Source organism: Candidatus Vicinibacter proximus (assembly GCA_016713905.1).
Taxonomy (GTDB): domain Bacteria; phylum Bacteroidota; class Bacteroidia; order Chitinophagales; family Saprospiraceae; genus Vicinibacter; species Vicinibacter proximus.
On the sequence record JADJOE010000003.1, the window covers coordinates 1 to 17,872 of the forward strand.

19 protein-coding genes and 1 pseudogene are annotated in these 17,872 nt (G+C 33.6%); 18 read left to right on the plus strand and 2 right to left on the minus strand.

All coding sequences use genetic code 11. The features are described from left to right. Window positions 1-1,031 precede the first annotated feature (1,031 nt). From IPJ83_08645 to IPJ83_08690, 10 genes are all read left to right on the plus strand, one after another. A complete protein-coding gene (locus IPJ83_08645; protein MBK7880607.1) occupies window positions 1,032-1,196 on the plus strand; it encodes a hypothetical protein in 165 nt (54 codons plus the stop codon). A gap of 290 nt (window positions 1,197-1,486) precedes the next feature. Beyond that, on the plus strand, window positions 1,487-2,278 hold the full coding sequence (locus IPJ83_08650; GenBank protein ID MBK7880608.1) for a hypothetical protein: 792 nt from the start codon (window positions 1,487-1,489) through the stop codon (window positions 2,276-2,278). Window positions 2,279-2,720: 442 nt separating this feature from the next. Further along, entirely contained in the window at window positions 2,721-3,374 is a 654-nt protein-coding gene (locus IPJ83_08655) for a WG repeat-containing protein (protein ID MBK7880609.1), read from the plus strand. A gap of 357 nt (window positions 3,375-3,731) precedes the next feature. Continuing rightward, window positions 3,732-3,863, plus strand: a complete 132-nt coding sequence (locus IPJ83_08660) for a hypothetical protein (protein ID MBK7880610.1) — start codon at window positions 3,732-3,734, stop codon at window positions 3,861-3,863. After that, window positions 3,864-4,148 (plus strand): hypothetical protein, encoded by a 285-nt coding sequence (locus tag IPJ83_08665; GenBank protein ID MBK7880611.1) that lies wholly within the window; start codon window positions 3,864-3,866, stop codon window positions 4,146-4,148. 109 nt (window positions 4,149-4,257) lie between these two features. Continuing rightward, on the plus strand, window positions 4,258-4,503 hold the full coding sequence (locus tag IPJ83_08670; GenBank protein ID MBK7880612.1) for a hypothetical protein: 246 nt from the start codon (window positions 4,258-4,260) through the stop codon (window positions 4,501-4,503). Between the two features lie 770 nt (window positions 4,504-5,273). Then, the gene (locus IPJ83_08675) at window positions 5,274-5,516 is read left to right on the plus strand and encodes a hypothetical protein (protein ID MBK7880613.1); all 243 of its coding nucleotides are present in this window, start codon (window positions 5,274-5,276) and stop codon (window positions 5,514-5,516) included. Further along, window positions 5,489-5,914: a hypothetical protein gene (locus tag IPJ83_08680; GenBank protein MBK7880614.1), complete on the plus strand. Its 426-nt coding sequence runs from the start codon at window positions 5,489-5,491 to the stop codon at window positions 5,912-5,914. The genes IPJ83_08675 and IPJ83_08680 overlap by 28 nt, the downstream gene beginning before the upstream one ends. After that, a complete protein-coding gene (locus IPJ83_08685) occupies window positions 5,865-6,134 on the plus strand; it encodes a hypothetical protein (GenBank protein MBK7880615.1) in 270 nt (89 codons plus the stop codon). The genes IPJ83_08680 and IPJ83_08685 overlap by 50 nt, the downstream gene beginning before the upstream one ends. Then, entirely contained in the window at window positions 6,128-8,464 is a 2,337-nt protein-coding gene (locus tag IPJ83_08690) for a gliding motility-associated C-terminal domain-containing protein (protein ID MBK7880616.1), read from the plus strand. The genes IPJ83_08685 and IPJ83_08690 overlap by 7 nt, the downstream gene beginning before the upstream one ends. 221 nt (window positions 8,465-8,685) lie before the next feature. Here IPJ83_08690 and IPJ83_08695 read toward each other — a convergent pair whose 3' ends face one another. Together IPJ83_08695 and IPJ83_08700 are read right to left on the minus strand one after the other, a co-directional pair. Beyond that, on the minus strand, window positions 8,686-9,369 hold the full coding sequence (locus IPJ83_08695) for an IS30 family transposase (protein MBK7880617.1): 684 nt from the start codon (window positions 9,367-9,369) through the stop codon (window positions 8,686-8,688). A 38-nt stretch (window positions 9,370-9,407) separates the two neighbouring features. Then, entirely contained in the window at window positions 9,408-9,689 is a 282-nt protein-coding gene (locus tag IPJ83_08700) for a helix-turn-helix domain-containing protein (protein ID MBK7880618.1), read from the minus strand. Window positions 9,690-9,776: 87 nt separating this feature from the next. Here IPJ83_08700 and IPJ83_08705 point away from each other — a divergent pair, with 87 nt between their 5' ends. From IPJ83_08705 to IPJ83_08740, 8 genes and pseudogenes are all read left to right on the plus strand, one after another. Continuing rightward, window positions 9,777-10,205 (plus strand): hypothetical protein, encoded by a 429-nt coding sequence (locus tag IPJ83_08705; protein ID MBK7880619.1) that lies wholly within the window; start codon window positions 9,777-9,779, stop codon window positions 10,203-10,205. Window positions 10,206-10,904: 699 nt separating this feature from the next. Next, complete coding sequence (locus IPJ83_08710) at window positions 10,905-11,339, plus strand: SET domain-containing protein (protein MBK7880620.1); 435 nt, start codon at window positions 10,905-10,907, stop codon at window positions 11,337-11,339. 374 nt (window positions 11,340-11,713) lie between these two features. Further along, window positions 11,714-12,106: a DUF4345 domain-containing protein gene (locus tag IPJ83_08715; GenBank protein ID MBK7880621.1), complete on the plus strand. Its 393-nt coding sequence runs from the start codon at window positions 11,714-11,716 to the stop codon at window positions 12,104-12,106. Window positions 12,107-12,217: 111 nt separating this feature from the next. Next, a pseudogene (locus IPJ83_08720) lies at window positions 12,218-13,689 on the plus strand (transposase). A gap of 1,087 nt (window positions 13,690-14,776) precedes the next feature. Further along, a complete protein-coding gene (locus IPJ83_08725) occupies window positions 14,777-15,322 on the plus strand; it encodes a GNAT family N-acetyltransferase (protein ID MBK7880622.1) in 546 nt (181 codons plus the stop codon). A 737-nt stretch (window positions 15,323-16,059) separates the two neighbouring features. Next, window positions 16,060-16,557 carry a ClbS/DfsB family four-helix bundle protein gene (locus IPJ83_08730; protein ID MBK7880623.1) on the plus strand — a complete coding sequence of 166 codons (498 nt, stop codon included), beginning with the start codon at window positions 16,060-16,062 and terminating at the stop codon, window positions 16,555-16,557. 239 nt (window positions 16,558-16,796) lie between these two features. Then, complete coding sequence (locus tag IPJ83_08735) at window positions 16,797-17,198, plus strand: ester cyclase (GenBank protein ID MBK7880624.1); 402 nt, start codon at window positions 16,797-16,799, stop codon at window positions 17,196-17,198. Window positions 17,199-17,410: 212 nt separating this feature from the next. After that, window positions 17,411-17,653, plus strand: a complete 243-nt coding sequence (locus IPJ83_08740; GenBank protein ID MBK7880625.1) for a hypothetical protein — start codon at window positions 17,411-17,413, stop codon at window positions 17,651-17,653. Window positions 17,654-17,872 lie beyond the last annotated feature (219 nt).

A 17,872-nucleotide genomic window follows, 5' to 3' on the forward strand; every position in this document is an offset into this window, starting at 1 on the left:
AAATTATTTATTTCTGTCTCCTTTTAATCTCTGCTTCTATAGCAAACGCACAAACCAGCACAAGTGCTGCATTTTGAAAAGTTGCCTCGCTGGGAGATCAGCTCTTTGTAAAGCTTACGAAAAACAGGACACGGCGACTTTTTAACGGATTGCTAAAAGCGTTTTTGGAGAAATTCAACACTCTTGATACCACTGCCCGAAGTCGTATGCCCGTTACTATGCAAGTGCATATTACAGCGCGGCGTGTCACGTACGCTTTGATGAATAACAAGTCACAGGCACTGGCAAGTTTAGAAAAAGCAATTAAGGGTGGTTATACTAATTATGCCATATTCAGGAAGACGCTGACCTCAACAACATGCGGAGCGACAAAAATTCAAAGCTATTGTCGGACCGTTAAGAGAGGTGGGCGACTACATTTACATTTTGAAAAAAGCCGGGAAATACAACGAAATGACAATAAACCGCTACCGCAGTTACCTATCAAAAAATAGTAGCAACTCAATCTTATTGCCCTTCACAAAGCGTTTAATTTAGATAGCATAGCTGGCAGCGGTAACGAAGTGTCAAAATCCTAAACCTGTTGCATTGGATACATTACTCTCGTCCCCCACGGCGGTAATCACGACAACCCTACGGTAAAAATGCAATGAACATGATAGCTGTTTGCAAGCGTGACAAGCTGGTTTGAACTGCCGGGGATTGGCGGCTGTTTTAAATGAATGTTACTTGGCTTTGGGTTTCAAATCCGTTTTGTGACATGCCTACCGAAAGATAGCCTAAGCATTGACCCCGATTACCATGTTATCAATGCGGTATATTCTGAAGACGCGAAAAAAGTGGTTATGGATTGACCCAAGAAATGACGCCTATGTAATGAACGAAATAGGGGACTGTTAAGTATTGAAGAAGTTCGAGAACGAATGATTAATGACAAGCCGTTAATCTTGAACCCAGAAGCAAACTGGAACAGGCAGTTTTCAAAAAACCAAACAAAACTATTTGTAACATACATGGCTAAAAACCTGTACATGCTTCAGTGCAACGTTAACAGCGAGTATGACACCGAGACTTACGGCAACAACAAAATAATTACAACAATTACGCTTTTGCCATTAGAATATTTCAAGCAAACGCCTGACCGTTCAGAATATACCAATAAAGAAATCAACGACCTTTATACATTACAAGACTAACAACCCAACTCTGTTTTGGCAGGCACCGTGATAACAGCACGAACGCACAACAGGGGGTTTGCTGCCATGGCGGGGCGATGGAAGTAACTTCAGCTATGTGCAGGCATCAGCAGCAATTCCAGCGTGACGAATAACGCCAAGCAATAAAACTTATCTTCAACAATAAAACAAAATTGGGCTGCGGTTCGGGGCTGACATTCAATGAATGCCGCCACAGCAGCAAGCCTAGTCCGTTGGCAGCAAATTTAACTTAAAACAACAGGCATCGTATAAAACTAATTTTATTTACCATGAAGTCGCTTCTACTTTTTCTTATTCTACCGAACCTAGCCTTAACCCAGACATGGGCTCCAATTGGTGCAAAATGGACTTACACACAAGGTACAATCAATCCCAATTATACAACATTCACAACATTTGAGTCGGTTGCAGATACGGTTATAAATGGACAAAGTTGTAAGATCTTAACAATAATTGAACACTATGGACCTGGTTGGTCTGACACCACACAACAATACACATATTCGGATAACAACCGGGTTTATTTTTATAGTGGCACGAGCTGGTGTTTAATATATGACTTTAATGCACAACAAGGTGATACATTCGTACTGAATTGTTTTCATGGGGCACTCGTCCAGCCAGTAGTAAAAGTTTTATCTGTTGATACAATTACAATTAATGAGCATCAGCGAAAACGCTTTGATTATTTAGTATCCGACTTGCTTATTGGATTTTCTGGATTTGTAATTGAAGGAATCGGTAATACATATGGCATGTTTCCAGTTGTCCATCACACCTTAGGTATTGGACCTTTAAGATGCTATGAAGATAGTATCCTTGGTCTTTATAAAAACCAATATTACTATAGAAATAGGGATTCAGCATGGCACCAGGACTGCAATTTAATTATTACAGGTGTTGACGATCAGACTGCTTCTGAAAATTTGAAAGTGTTCCGAATCCTTTTTTTCGATAATCTTACATTCCAATTCTTAAACAACATACAAACAAGGGTTACTCTTTATGATTTAATGGGAAAGTGTGTTTTAGATCAATATTTACAAACTACGCTACAATAAATACGGAGCTTTTGCCGCGTAGTATCTACTTCTATGAGGTAAGGAGCAATAATGGAACACGAAAAACTGGAATGATTATCAAACAGTGAAAGCGGATAAAATCTGCTGCCAACATCGCATAGACTCTACAACGCCAAGCATCAAAAGTCATTCTCTTTTAATTTTTTTCCGCTAATGAGAAATTAATTTATTAGTTTTGGCTGCTATTGGTTTGGCGGTGCAGCGTCTATGTCAAATCCGTTAGCGGTCATTTATATACAATAATGAAGATTACTACATTTATATTATTTTTGTGCAATATCTGTATTGTAAATTCTCAGAGCACATTGCTTCCATTTGAGAAAAATGATTTATGGGGGTATAAGAATACGAACCACACCATTATCGTTAATCCGATATTTGATGAAGCTTACGCTATTTTTTTGAACGTGGAAGAGTTAAGATAAATGGAAAGTTTGGTTATATTAATTGTAAGGGTAAGGTTGTTATTAAACCTAGCTTTGAATTTGCAGAAGATTTTATCTTTGGTGTTGCTGAGGTAAAGGTGAAAAATAAGAAATTTTATATTAATCGAAACGGTAAAAAACTTAAATCAAGTGAATTAATTAGTTGTGTTCATACTCACCTTGATTCCCCATACTTAATACAAGATAGTCTGTCATTAGGTATTTTCAAGTCTATTTATGAGAAAACTATCGCAAAGCTTTTGCTTTCTGAAGTTGATTCATTATATTTAATTGGTCAAATATTAATAGCAAGGAAAAATAATAAATTTGCTGTGTATGATTTAATGATAAGAGATACAACTCCAATTGCTCATATTCGAAAAACAGAATTTAAATATGATTCTATCAAGTTCTTTAAATGTAATGATAATGATGGAAAACTTCAAGAAAATATTGCTTTAAAGGAAAATTCGTTTTGGGGAATGATACTTTTAAATTTTAAAAATGAAATAATAGAACCAAAATACTTATATATAAGTGGTATTAATGGGCACTACGCATTAGTTGAATTCGAAAACGGAAATTTTGGCTATATAGATATTTATGGAAAGGAATATTTTTATAGAAATGAAAACTTTAACGGCCACTAACATGAGATTAATTCAAGCAGAGCAATTTGGATTTTATGCAATAGAATGTCGTATATTTAGCTTGATATAATTGCTATTGGAAGTCTCTTTAAATGCTCTGCCTGAAATTATCTCAGAACCGTTGGGGTCATTAAAAAATAAATTAAACCATGAATCCAACCGAAAAAAGAAGAGCCGAAAATTTTAAATAATTTCTCATCAATGGGAAATATGGAAGCAAAACAATTTACTACATGGATATAATCAGAAGTAAATTGGCAATTACATTTGTCCAATTTGTTAAAGCATTTTTCACCGCAAGATTTAAATTAAAGCTATCCTAATCCTTTAACATTAGAAGATGCTCCTCCAAAATCATTGGGTGGAAAAGCAAATACATTAACCTGCAAAAAATGCAACAATACACTTGGTAGTCAAATAGATTCTCACCTCCATTACAGACTTAATGAATTGGACAAAAAGAAATTCTTACCAAACAAAGAGGCATAAGTGAAGGTAAAAATTGGCGATGATATTGTTCAAGGAACTGTTCGAGTTGACGAGAATGGAACTATGACGAGATTTCACAGCAATAAAAATAATCACAAAGAAAAATTGGAAGAATTCATAAAAAGAATAGACCCAAACTCAGAAAATCCATTTGTGACGATTGAATTTCCGACAGGAAAAGTAGATTTATTTAAGTTGAAATTCGCTCTATTAAAATCGGCATACCTGCTTGTTTTTGAGAGATTTGGATACCTTTTCATATTAGATATAGTTTTCGATAGATAGAGAAAACAACTGCTAAATCCAGATAGAATAATATACCCAACTAAGTTTTGGTTTGAGCCTCCATATCAAAAAATCACTGTGTGGAGTTCATTTCATCCTTAAAAAAGGGATGGAATCAATATTGGTTATCTTTCCATTAAAGACTGAAAATACAGAGCGGATAATAGCTACGATATTACCATTACCTTTTAATTCGATTGATGATATAATTGATGAATTGAATCGAAGGTTCTTGAAAGATAAAACCTTAAATTTTCAATGTGCAGCATTTGATCCAAAAGCGGATTATCTGACAGAAGCAGAACACATGAAACATACAGAAAATTATAAAGAAAAAGTAAAAATGTACTGCTAACACTGCATAAAACGGCAAGCTTGCCAATGCGACTGTCCTGCGTTCATGCGAAACCGTTACCGGACTACAGTGTTTCACATTACGAATTACCTTGCTCAATTACGAATTACAGAACCAATTGCGAATTTCCTATAAGTCGTTTGTCGGCATTTTTGGCAAACAATGATTATATTATCTTGCATTTGAGTTAGGCTTCAAATTTGAGAACCTGTTGCATTCTATGCTATTCAATAACATGCAAATCGAACAAGCAGCGTTTCTTCAATGAACCAGGTCTTTAAATAGTAGATAAATTTATTTTACTTTAAACTTATCAGGGTATATTATGAATGTAGGCGTAAAATATTCATTATTAGATGTTTAATTACTTAGGTTGTAATAATGAATGTATATTGTACTGGTGATTAACTTCTTTAATTGGTATGAAGATTAAAATATTTATAACTCTAATATTTTGCGCTTGGTCCAAATTATTTTATTGCCAGGAACTAATTCGCGCAATTAAATTTGGTGGTAATGAAACAGTACAAGGCAATTGTGTTGCTGTTGACGACCAAGATAATGTTTATTCTACTGGATTTTTACTGATACGGTTGATTTTGATCCTGGACCTTTGAAATATAATTTGATTGAAGGAAATAGCACTAGTTATAATTTATACATCTCTAAATTAGATTCTTCTGGCAAAGTTATTTGGGCTAAGTCGTTGTTTGCAACAGACCAAAGGAGCTCTTCTGATTTTCTCTCGGCACAGAAAATTTTAATTTCGAATGGATTTTTTATATATAGTAGGAAGATTTACTGGTTCAGTTGATTTTGATCCTGGACCTGGTACCTATTTACTTAATTCAACACTTTACTATCGTTATGATGGATATATTTTGAAGTTTGATCTGGATGGAAATTTTCAGTGGGTGAAACATCTTAAAGGACGTGAAAATAAATCCGTTAATTCTATTGATGCCGACTCAAAAGGAAATTTATATTGTACAGGATTTTTTCAGAAACTATAGATTTTGATTTTGGACCAGGTGTTGCTAATTTGAGACCAACTGATTATGATTCCTATATCTTAAAATTGGCTCCTAATGGAAATTTTATTTGGGTAAAGCAATTAAAAGGGGATCTCTTAGGCAATTCAAGTAGTGCTATAAAAATTGATAATTTAGATAATATTTATATTTTGGGACAATTCTATGGTACAATGGATTTTGATCCAGGTCCATCTTCCTTTAAGTTAAGTCCTAATGGAGATTTAGATGCATACCTAGTAAAACTGGATCCTTCTGGAAATTTTGTTTGGGCAAATACCATTGCCGGACCGGAATTCAGTTTAAGTGAGGACTTAGATATTGATGCCAGTGGATTTATATATTGTATCGGAGTTTTTTTCTGGTTCATTAGATTTTAATTTAGTTAACGGTACAAAAAGATTGAAATCATTTGGGGAACAAGATGTTTTTATTTGTAAATTTAATCCAGATGGAAAAGTATTATGGGCAGATAATTTTGGGAGTCCAATAAATGATTTCGTCAGCGGAATTGCTCTTGATTTGCAAAATGAAATTTTTATTTCAGGTAGCTTCCAAGATATTGCCGATTTTATTCAGCAACTGGGGGTAAATTGTTAAGTTCAAAAGGAACTTATGATTTATATTTATTAAAATTAGATTTTGATGGAAATTATTTATGTGCAAATAGTACCGGGAGTTCAAACTTGGACTTTGCAGGAGAAGTTATTATTGATAAGCAAAATAGTTTATACCTAACTGGAAGCTTTAACGACACTGTCGATTTTGATTTTGGGTTTGATGTTACAGAGCTTATTACAACAGGAAGATATCCAAATCCTGATGCTTTTCTATTAAAATATAAGAATTGTTTTAATAAATTTACTATTGATACCGTTTATGCTTGTGATTCATATACATGGCTAGACGGAGTAACTTATTTTTCTGATAACAATACTTCATTTAAGAATTTTAGAAAAACCACATGTTGTGACAGCACTGTCCAATTAAATCTCAAAATCTATAAATCCGATAGTTCTACCATTCAAAGAACTTCTTGTGATAGTTTTTATTGGAATGGGGTGAAACTTGAAAACTCAGGAAGGTATTACTATACAGGAAGTTCTGTTTTTGGATGTGATAGTGTTATCATATTAGATTTAACCATCTTGCAACCAATACAAACTATTGACAAAGTGAATGCTTGTGATAGTTATACCTGGAATGGGATTATGTATAATAGTTCTGGTAAATATAGTCATCGATTAACAACATCAGAAGGATGTGATTCCATAGCGCATTTAGAATTAGTCGTTAACCAATCTATGCGAGTAGAAATCGAGCATTTTAATTGTGGAACTTATCACTGGAATGGCAATACCTATTTAAAGAGTGGAGATTATCGTTATGATACCATCGGGATCAATGGTTGTGACAGCACAACTATTCTCCATCTGACCATCGACTCCATCATTCGACAACAAGAGAAGATCAGCACATGTAATAATTACAATTGGAATGGCATATTGATTACAACGGATGGAATTTATACTGACACATTCCCAAGTATTAATGGGTGTGACAGCATTATAACGCTCGATATTAAAATCAAACAAGCTACTCAATCAACAAACTATAGCACAAGTTGTGATAGCTTACTATGGAATGGAAATACCTATACACAAAGTGGAACATATAATTACAAAACTCAAAATGTAAATGGTTGCGATAGCGTCGCTACGCTAAACTTAATCATTAATCAATCAACTAATTCAACCACAACGATTACTACATGCGACAGCCTAATGTGGAATAATAAAGTATACAAACAAAGTGGAACTTATCAATATACAACATTGAATGCATCAGGGTGTGATAGCATTGCTGAATTGCAGTTAATCATCTATCCATCAAATCATATTCGCGTTCTACAAACTGCATGTAATTCATATAATTGGAATGGCACTATTTACACACAGTCTGGAACATATATTTATAAGACAATCAGTAGTAAAGGATGTGATAGTATAATCACCATGGATTTAACCATTATCCCATCAAGCATAAAAGATACTTCCATTACCATTTGTGACAGCATCACTTTCCTGAATAACACATTGAGTACAAGCGGAAATTATACATTCATTTTACAAAACACTCAAGGCTGTGATTCTCTAATCCATCTAAATCTGAATATCAATTCCCAACACTTTAGATCCAATGTATCTACTTGTGGATCGTATCAATGGGATGTCAATGGAATCACTTATGATAGTTCAGGAATTTATGTATCAAAATTCATCAATGGTTCAGCTTGTGATTCCATCTATCAATTGGATTTAACCATTCATAAGAATTACGAAATCAGAGAAAAAGCAGAAGTTTGTAAGGAATATTTATGGCCAGTCAATAAAGTATTATACACCCAATCCGGAGATTATATTTACCCTCTTAAAACTAATCATGGTTGCGATTCCATCATTAAATTAAATCTTCTCGTTAACCCTGAATTCCAACATACCGACACAGTAACTACAACTGATGCTTATACTTGGCCGGTCAACCTAAAAGCCTATCCCACATCAGGAACTTATAAAGAAATTTATCAAACACAGAACGGCTGCGATTCGATTCATTTACTTCTCTTATCTATCAGCAAGGATGTATCGATATATTACCCAAATATCATTCAACCCGGTGGAGTGAATACCTATTTTACAATTTATGTATACGGTACAACAGCAACAATTAAATCTTTATCTATCTATGATCGATGGGGCGAACGCATTTGGCAAAAACAGAATTTCCTGCCCAATGAATTACCACAAGGATGGGATGGCAAATACAAAGACCAGGATGTAATGCCGGGAGTTTATGTTTGGCATGCGGAGATTGTACTGCTTGATGGAAGTGTGATTATGGAGAAGGGGGATGTGACGGTGGTGAGGTAATTCAATTACAAATGTTCAATTACTGTTGTCCAATAAAGTTGAAAAACGATTCATAAAAAAATATAAGTAATTGATTATTAAACTAGACTTTTATCAATTTAAAAATATACCCCCTCATTCAAATAAAGTTGGAGCTCTATTTGGATTGAATAATTTCAAGTAATTCATCAATGCATGATCAGGCGATTCTAAAAATTTGAATAAATTAATGTATTGTAAGTTCAATTAATAAGTGCAATTTTTTCAAGTAGCTCTTGATTAGCAGTTACATAATTAAATTTTCTTATAGGTCTGTTGTTTAACATTTTTTCAACATAGCTGACCTGTTTATCGGTTACAAATATAAGATTTGTTTTCTTTGGAAAGTATCTCCTGATTACTCCTATTCTATTTTCGACTGTTCCCTTGTCTTGACTTGTATAGGGCCTAGTAAAATACGTAGACACATTAAACAATTTTGCAATTTCATGATGACGACTAAAAGCCAGGTCATTATCAAAAGTTAAGGTCCGTGGCTTGTACTTGTTTTTCTTTATGCATGATATAATACCTTTCATAACATTTATACTATCCTTACCAGATAACTTTTTTATTCGGGTATGTAAACTAGCCCTATCTGTTAGCACTAATAATGCGGCTTTATGATTTTTGCCCATCATAAGGTCTACTTCTAAGTCACCCAATCGCTTGCGTTTGGATACAATAGATGGCCGTTTTTCTAGTGGCATTCGATTTAGAATAACTCCTCTGTTGTCTTTCCTGTTACTTCGTTTGCGTCGTCTCTTGCAGTGTCTAAGATACTTGTATAGGTCTTTATATTGTCTGTTTTCCTTGGTATTTGAGTGCTTACATTCCCATATCCACCGATAAATTCGTTCATGGCTTACCGCAGTTATGTTGTTCAATTTTGCAGCATTACTTATTAATTCTGGACTCCACTTATCTATTTTAGCTGATTAGCTACTATTGATTTTATCTTATCCGTAAATATTATTCGTTTCGGTTTGTTTTGATGTCGCAATATTGTCTTTCTCTGTGCATTGTTAGCTTTGTAAGTGCCTGCAGTTTGACCTCTTTGGGCAATATTTCTCTTTAATTCTCGACACACCGTAGATGGATGGACATCAATTTTTTCGGCAATTAATTTTTGCTTCATTCCGGCTTCATATAAAGCCTCAATCTGGTATCTTTGCTCAAAGCTGAGCTGGTTGTAATTTTTTGACATAGACAATCCAAAGATTGCACTACTTGGTCAAAAGGAAAAAAGCCCTTAAAAGCTTTTTTTCCTTTTTTTTGGAAAAATTGCACTTATTTGTTGATCTCAGTTAATGATATATTGCAAAAAGGTTACGAGAGCCAAATGCCTGATAAGAATTTAGAATGGGTAACACTTAACGACTTGAATTACCTTTCCCCAAAATGGAAATCATCACCTCAAATTATTAATAAGTCTTATGACGAAAACTTAGGATGTGGGACGGAAAATTTTATACAATTTAAGTGTATGATAGAATCCGAATCAGTCTATTATATCAAAACAACAATTCGATCACAATCAAGTGGAAGTATTAGAAGTTTTTGTTTGTTTCTCTGGAACGATATTATTGAACTAGGGCATAATATGTGCTCGGGAGCATTTGAATTTACCCCTGGTTATAAATATGAGGTAGATTTTACAATTGTTGATTTAATTGGTCAACAAAGTAGATTAGAACAAACAATTGTATTTACAAGCCCCTAAAGAAAAAAATAAACGCACTGTAACAGACTATACACTCTACGCCGCCAGCAATTTTATGATTCTCTTTCAATTTATCTCAACAACGAAAATTATTTTTTACTTTTGGTTGCCAAGCTAATGGCGGTGCAACGTGTGTAGCCAATCCGTTAGCAAACATAAAAAAACAGAGAGCGTAGAGCATTTAGAAAATTTATTTAAATGAAAAGATTTAGTAGAAAAACTAATATTATCGATATGAGTGGCTTCAAGGAATTTATGAAGTCTGATTTTAATTATTTTCTGAGTTACTTCACTGATTGAGACATTTTTTCCATAAGCAAATGAATTTTGGAGAATTAATTAATTCTAATTCATGAAAATTTATATGAATCACAGGACAATATATTTTGGATAAATTTTAATTATCCCAGTTGAAATTTATGATTCGATTTCATTTGTTGAAAGCAAATAGATGTGGTGAAACTAACAAGCAAAGTGGATTTTCCAATTCTTTATTAGTTCAAACTTTTTAACTAAATGCAAACAGGGTGAATGAAAGCTTGGACAATTGAAATCATATCGTTATCAAGAGCTGATCTTGTTTTGAGATAAACTCCGAGACTCAAATGCTTACAACTTTTCTTATTCACATCAAAAATGAACTATCTTTGCAATTTATCTCGATAAAGGGTTTATTTATAAAAATGATACCAGCTAACTATGATATATTCAATTGAATCACCTGACAAAATTGATGCGAAAGAATCTGATTATTTGTATATAAAAGAATCACAAATACCAGACGCAGGTAAAGGCCTATTCACATCCATATTAATTTATAAAAATGAAATTATATCAGTTTTCAAGGGTGAAATATTATCGGTAGAAGAAACTGAAATTAGGGCAAAGAATGGAATGGACAGATATTTTATTAACATGTTGGATGGAACAATTATGGATTCGATGAAGGTAAAATGTTTTGCCAAATACGCAAATGATTCGAAGGGCTTAGTAAAAACAAATTTTAAAATTAATTCTACCATAACTTTGGATGATGATAATAATGTTTGTCTCGTTGCAATTCGCGATATAAATATTGAAGAAGAGATATTCTGTAGTTATGGAAATAAGTATTGGAGAAAATTCATAAAGTAACTCATGCCTGATTTCAACGTTATTACTTTAGACAATGTAAAGATTCCTAAGATAAATAATAGAGTGTTTAGTAAAAACTTTGACTGTGCTTCCACATTCACAAGAAATATTGAAATTAAATATAAAGAAGCGTTAAATCAACTTATTTATCAAATAATTCTTGTTAAGAATTGACAATGGTTAAATTAGTGGTTTAATTTAATTGTTACGAAAGAGTTTGGTAATTTTACAAGGATGACAAAATTATAAAAGGAATTAAAACGTTTGCCAACACAAGCCATAATCCCTTACGGCACATGGCCTAGACCGTTGTTGGCAAGCTTGAAAACAGACGTTTGAACATAATTATTTATAAGACAATTAATTTTCAAGAAATGACAAATAAGATATCAGAGAAAGCACTTTTGGTAATTGCGTTATTTGGATTAATTCCTATTGCCTTAGGGTATGGTTTAATGCCAGAAAAGACATTAACACCTCTTTATGGGTTCGGTGTTGACAACATAAACTTGACTCACATACTGCGAGCTGTTATGGGATTGTATTTCGGACAAGTAATTATTTGGGGGCTGGGAGTTTTTAAAGAGGAATTCAGACGGCCTGCTCTATACTGTTTAGTTGTGTTTATGTTAGGTCTTGCGACAGGCAGAGTTTTGAGTTTTATATTAGATGGAATTCCTCATTGGTTATTAGTTGTTTACTTTATATTAGAATTAATCTTTGGCTTTATAGGACTGAAATTAGTAACAAGGCGGAAAAATCAATAAAGCCAGTCGCTAACATCGCCGAGCCGACAAACGTCAGGTTATGAATAAATAATTGGAAATAAGTAGTAAATATCTTTGCTAGAAAAATACTGATTTGTATATTTATACATTGTGAATCATGTTACCGGAATGCCAAGATTGCAAATGCAAATGACTTCTTTAGAAGATTCAATTGGCCAAGAAAATCCAGTGAGATTTGTGGATACATTTGTTGAGCACTTAGATTTATTAAAGATAGGATTTGAAGTTAAGACTTTAAAGAAAGAAGGGCGTCCAAGTTTTGAATCATTCGTACTTCTAAAAATTTATTTGGTTATCTAAATGAATTGAGAAGAAGCCGTAGTTTAGAAAGTGAATGTTATCGCAACATCGTACATCAATGGTTAACATTATGATTGAGACCAAACTATGATACAATTGCTGATTTCAGAAAAGACAATCCAATAGCACTAAAGAGTGTATTCAAATTGTTTGTTTCATTTCTAAAGGATATAGATTTGATTAGTGGCCAAGTTATTGCAATCGATGGTACAAAGTCAAGAGCACACAACAGTAAAAAGAATAACTACAATCAGAAAAGGATTGATAGACACATAGCCTATATTGAAGAGAAGAGTACCGAGTACATGAATCTACTTGAACAAATCGATGTGAAAGATGATCTAATTCGAGTTTACGATATTCAACAAAAGATGGAGAGACTCAAGAAAAATAAAATTAAGTATGAAATACTACAAGACCAGCTGGTGTCTAATGACGAGCGTCAAATAAGTACTAAAGACCCAGACTCCAGAGCATTGCTAGTGCATGGTCAAGTTGTAGAAATTTGATATAATGTTCGAACTACGGTTGATGACCAACATAAATTAATAATTGCAACCCATACTATTAATCGCAATGACAGGAATGCTCTAACAGATATAGCACTTGAAGCCAAAGAAAATTTGAATGTAGAAAGTTTTGTAGCTGTTTTGGATAAAGGCTATCACATTGGAAGAGAACTACAGCAGTGCAAGGACGCTAATATTGTATCGATCGTTGCACCTTAAGAAATAGTTAATAGCAATTCACATGGAACAACACCAGATTATGTAATGACAAATTTTATTTTCAATCAAGATAGTGATTGCCATACATGTCCACAAGGAAAAACATTAAATACAACAGGTGCATGGTATAAAAATCCAGGGATAAAAATATTAGTTATCAATTTAAAAATTACAGAAGATCAGAATGTAAAACTTGTCCAGTAAAACATTTTTGCACTGGCAGAGCAAGCGGAGGAAGAGAAATAGAAAGAAGTGAATACGCAACAGCAATAGACACTAATAATGCACGCTATAAAGAAAATTCTGCATTGTATCGTAAACGACAGGAGATTAACGAGCATATTTTCGGGACAAAAAAAAAGAAAGTGGGGGTATTATTACACCAATCTGAAGGGACTGGAGAAAGTCAATGAAGAAAATAGTTTGATTATGCTTGTTTACAACATCAAACGAAGTTTTTCCATACTTGGTGTTCCAGAGCTGACCGAAAAGTTAAAAAATTGGGTATCTCCTTACAAGAAAGATTCTATTTTCATATTAAGTTGGCTTGATTTAAGACCTTTAGGCCATTTTATATTTTATCGGACTATTGCGCATTTTAAAAATGCTGCACTTATAACTCCTAAAACTGCATTACATGAGATTATACATCGCATCTTATTAAATTTTGAATGTAAAAAATGGTATTTTTACACTCTGGCGTTGTGGGCAAGCTTGAAAACAGTTGAAAAAAAATCAAAAATGATAAAAACTATATTATTAGTAATTGCAACTGCTGGACTTTTTTCTTGTAAGCAAGCGAATAAATCAACACCAGTAATTGTTGATATAGAAACTGTAAATTCGATAAGAAATTTTGAGTATGCTGATTCTATGGGTAAGCACCTAATCATACAAAACAGTTTGCCGAAAGGCGAAGGATATATTGCTCCAAATGGAAATCAATATTTTAAAGTTATATTTTGGACCAGAATAATTAACGAAACAGATAGCTCTCTTGAATTTAAGATTAACTTTCCTGCAGATTTTTATGAGGTTTCTGAATTGCCTGGTAATCATTACAAAGTATTTATTGCTGACGATACAATGACCATTGATAAAGAACCTTTGAGTAACTATGGTTTTACAGATTTAAAGTCTTTTTTAGATAATAATATTGACAAACCATCATCTTTAAAAAGAACGATAAATCCAAAAGCATCAAGTGGCTTTTATGTTGTAATTCTTAGCCATTCAGCAAACATTACATCTAGTGGTGCATTGAGAACAGGATTTTATTTGAAAGGACAAGATATAATTTATAAAATTTCACGATACGCTGGCAAACCAGAGTTTTCATTAATAAGCGAAAAAGAATTAAACTGTGGGAGTATTAATCTAAAAAATTTGGTACGACAGAAATAAAACAAAGCTAACGTGCAACACGAGGTACGGCGTTATTGGAGTTTGACGAACATTACCTCAAAATTTGATCACTATTGTGCTTCAGTTCGGGCTGGACGTTTTAAATTTGGCTTAAGAATAAAAAATCAGCAATATTGCAATTATTGGGCTTCGGTTATCGGCTGACGGAATTCTAATTCCCCAACAAACGCCAAGCCTTTTTCGTTTGCGGTAATTTATGACGTCACTTAAAAACATAAAAATAAAGCCGGTCGACAAAAGAAACTGGGCCGACTTTGAAGCACTCTTTCAGTCACAAGGTGGCCCCAGCTACTGTTGGTGTATGGCTTGGCGTATGACAAAGGAAGAGTTAAAAGAAAACACTTCGGCTAATAGAAAGAAGTTTATTCAACAGCGAGTAATGGATAAAACACCAATCGGACTTTTGGCATATATGAATACTGAGCCAATTGCATGGTGTTCTGTTGCGCCAAGAGAAACATATCAAAGACTTGGTGGTGATGAGAGTTTTGAAAATGTTTGGTCGATTGCCTGTTTTTATATAAAGAAAGAATTTAGAGATATGGGGCTAATTGACCTGCTAATTGAGAATGCAAAAAAATTCGCGAAAAAAAATGGGGCTAAATATCTGGAGGCTTATCCTGTCGACCCAGACTCTCCAAGTTATAGGTTTATGGGATTTGTAAAGACATTCGAAAAAGTTGATTTCACTTTTTTGAAAAGGGCAGGGACAAGAAGAAATGTAATGATATGCAAACTATAGACAAGAAAACAACGAACCGATAACACGGGTTTTGCGTTAATGGGCGGACAGTGGCAATATAAACATTTGAGCAATTAATGAACGTTGGCACTGGCAGACAGATTACGGTTTCAAAAGCCCACCAATGCAAAGCCCGAAACCGTCAGGTTGAGAAAAAACTCCTAACTAGACTTAATTTATTCGGATACCTCCTTAGAAATTTTCTTATATTGCATTCTAACAGCGTTGGATTTTGGTATTTTCACACTATGCCGTTAGCGGTAATTTTGAAAACTGAAATGAGCCACTTAGAAGAGCAAATAATCGATTATCTTTAATCACTAGAAAAAGCGGTTAACATTTTCGTTTTTCAAGCATGACAAGGATTTCAATCAAATGGTTTATACGTATTGGCCAGTTAAAGTTGTTTTAGGGCATCTTACTTTTTGGCATGAAAGTTTAGCTAGAAATCTAAAGGATGTTGTTTAAAACAGAAAACCTAATCCTCTTAAAGAGACACAATCAGATGTAAATAAAATGAGTGTTGACACAACACGAGATGTTCCTATAAAAGTTCTTTGCAAAGATTGCTTGAATCACAGAAAGTTATTGCAAAACATATTTTTAACACCACTGTTGATGAAATTCCTTATAAAAAAGAGGTTCAAGAAATTATTCACAATTAGAACATTTACAGGTTGTTAATTTGCACATTGAATATCATTTAAGAGATATCACTATTAAACAAAAAAAGGAACATGTCAAGACCAACAAACAAAAAAGACTTATTGACTTTGAGTCATAAGAACTATAAAAGTTTAAATGACTTTGTTGATTCATTCTCTGAAGATGACAAGGACAAAGAATTTCCAAAAGGAACAATGAATCGTAATTTTCGAGATGTACTTGCCCATTTGCATCATTGGCATTTAATGATGATAGAGTGGTACACAATAGGAATGAAGAGAGATAAACCTGAAATGCCAGCAGAAGGATACACATGGAAGACAACTCCTGAACTGAACAGAAAAATTTGGGAAACCTACAGGACAACAGATTTAAAAAAAGTTAGGAAATTGCTTGATAAATCTTTCAAAGATGTTCAGAGTATTATTGAAAAACATTCTAATGATGAGCTTTTTGAAAAGAAAAAATACAAATGGACAGGTACAACTTCTTTGGGAGCATATTTGGTTTCTGCTACCTCAAGTCATTACGATTGGGCGTTAAAACTTATGAAGAAAGCCAAGAATTAAAAACTACCTCTAGCAACAAGCCATGGCGCAATGCGGGCGGACCTGCAAGACTTTTGCAAATTTAAGGTCGCTTCACGAATTGACATTTTCATTTTACAAAGTCTAATAAACACATATCTTTATAAAAATGTTTCGGCAGACAGTGATTCATTAGCCGCAAGCGCAAGCTTGCAAAACGTAAATGGTCAGCTTAGACAAAGACAACCTAAATTAACATTAACAACAAAAAGTATATAAATATGGACAAGTTAAATACAGTGAAAAACACAGTTGACCAACTTCTCGGTCAAGGCAATTTTGATATAGTTGACTCGGTGTTTTCAGTTAACTATGTAGCGCATTCAGGTGACAAAAGCTACAATGGACATAAATTTATAAAGCAATTCGCAAAACAGGTTCGGACAGCCCTTCCCAATATTAAAATTTTAAATATTGAACTTTTATCGCAGACGGACAATGTTTTAACTTGGCAAAGGACATTTAGTGGTACACATAAAGCCGACTTGATGGGAATACCAGCTTCAAATAAAAAAGTAAAATGGTACGAAATTGTTGTTTCTCGTTTTGACAAGGACAAGATAGTTGAAGAGTGGCTAGTTTCTGATTTAGCATTTCAATTAATACTGAAACAGGACAAATAAAACTAAAAGCCGAGCTGCTAACAGCGGTCTTGCCCAATGGGGGCGGACGTGCAAGGCTTTTGCAAATTTATGGTGCGCTGAAGCGCATTTTGTTTTTCATTTTGCAAAAGACTAATAAACACATGTCTTTATATAAACGTTTCGGCAGACAGTGTTTCATTAGCCGCATTGGGCAAGGCCTTAAAACGTATACGACCATTAATTAAATCATAATGAAAGCCATTACAATAGTTCTAATAATTTTTTATCTAATCTCTTCATCTTGTAACAAAAACTCTGAAGAAAAATTTGAAAGTTACTATGAGATAATTGATGGCTTCGTAAGAATGGAAATTATCGATACCGATAGATTAATTGAATTAGTTTTAATAAAAGTAATTCAAGATACACTCGATTATGACAAATTAATAAGTGATAATAATGGTTTATTACCCCCCTCCGATGTCGCCGCCTAGACCTATTGGAGTTGTTTCGATCTCAAAGTTTACTTAAATCATTTTATTCAAATGAATTAATAGATAAAGTAGACATAGAATATATGTTTAATCAAATTGCAATTTTTAAAGACAGTCTTCTAAACACAAATAAAATAAATAGCAATATAATTAGGGCATCAACAAGTGATTCTGTTAGAAAGTATAGCACTGCGTATATTTTTTTGATATGCTTTAAAA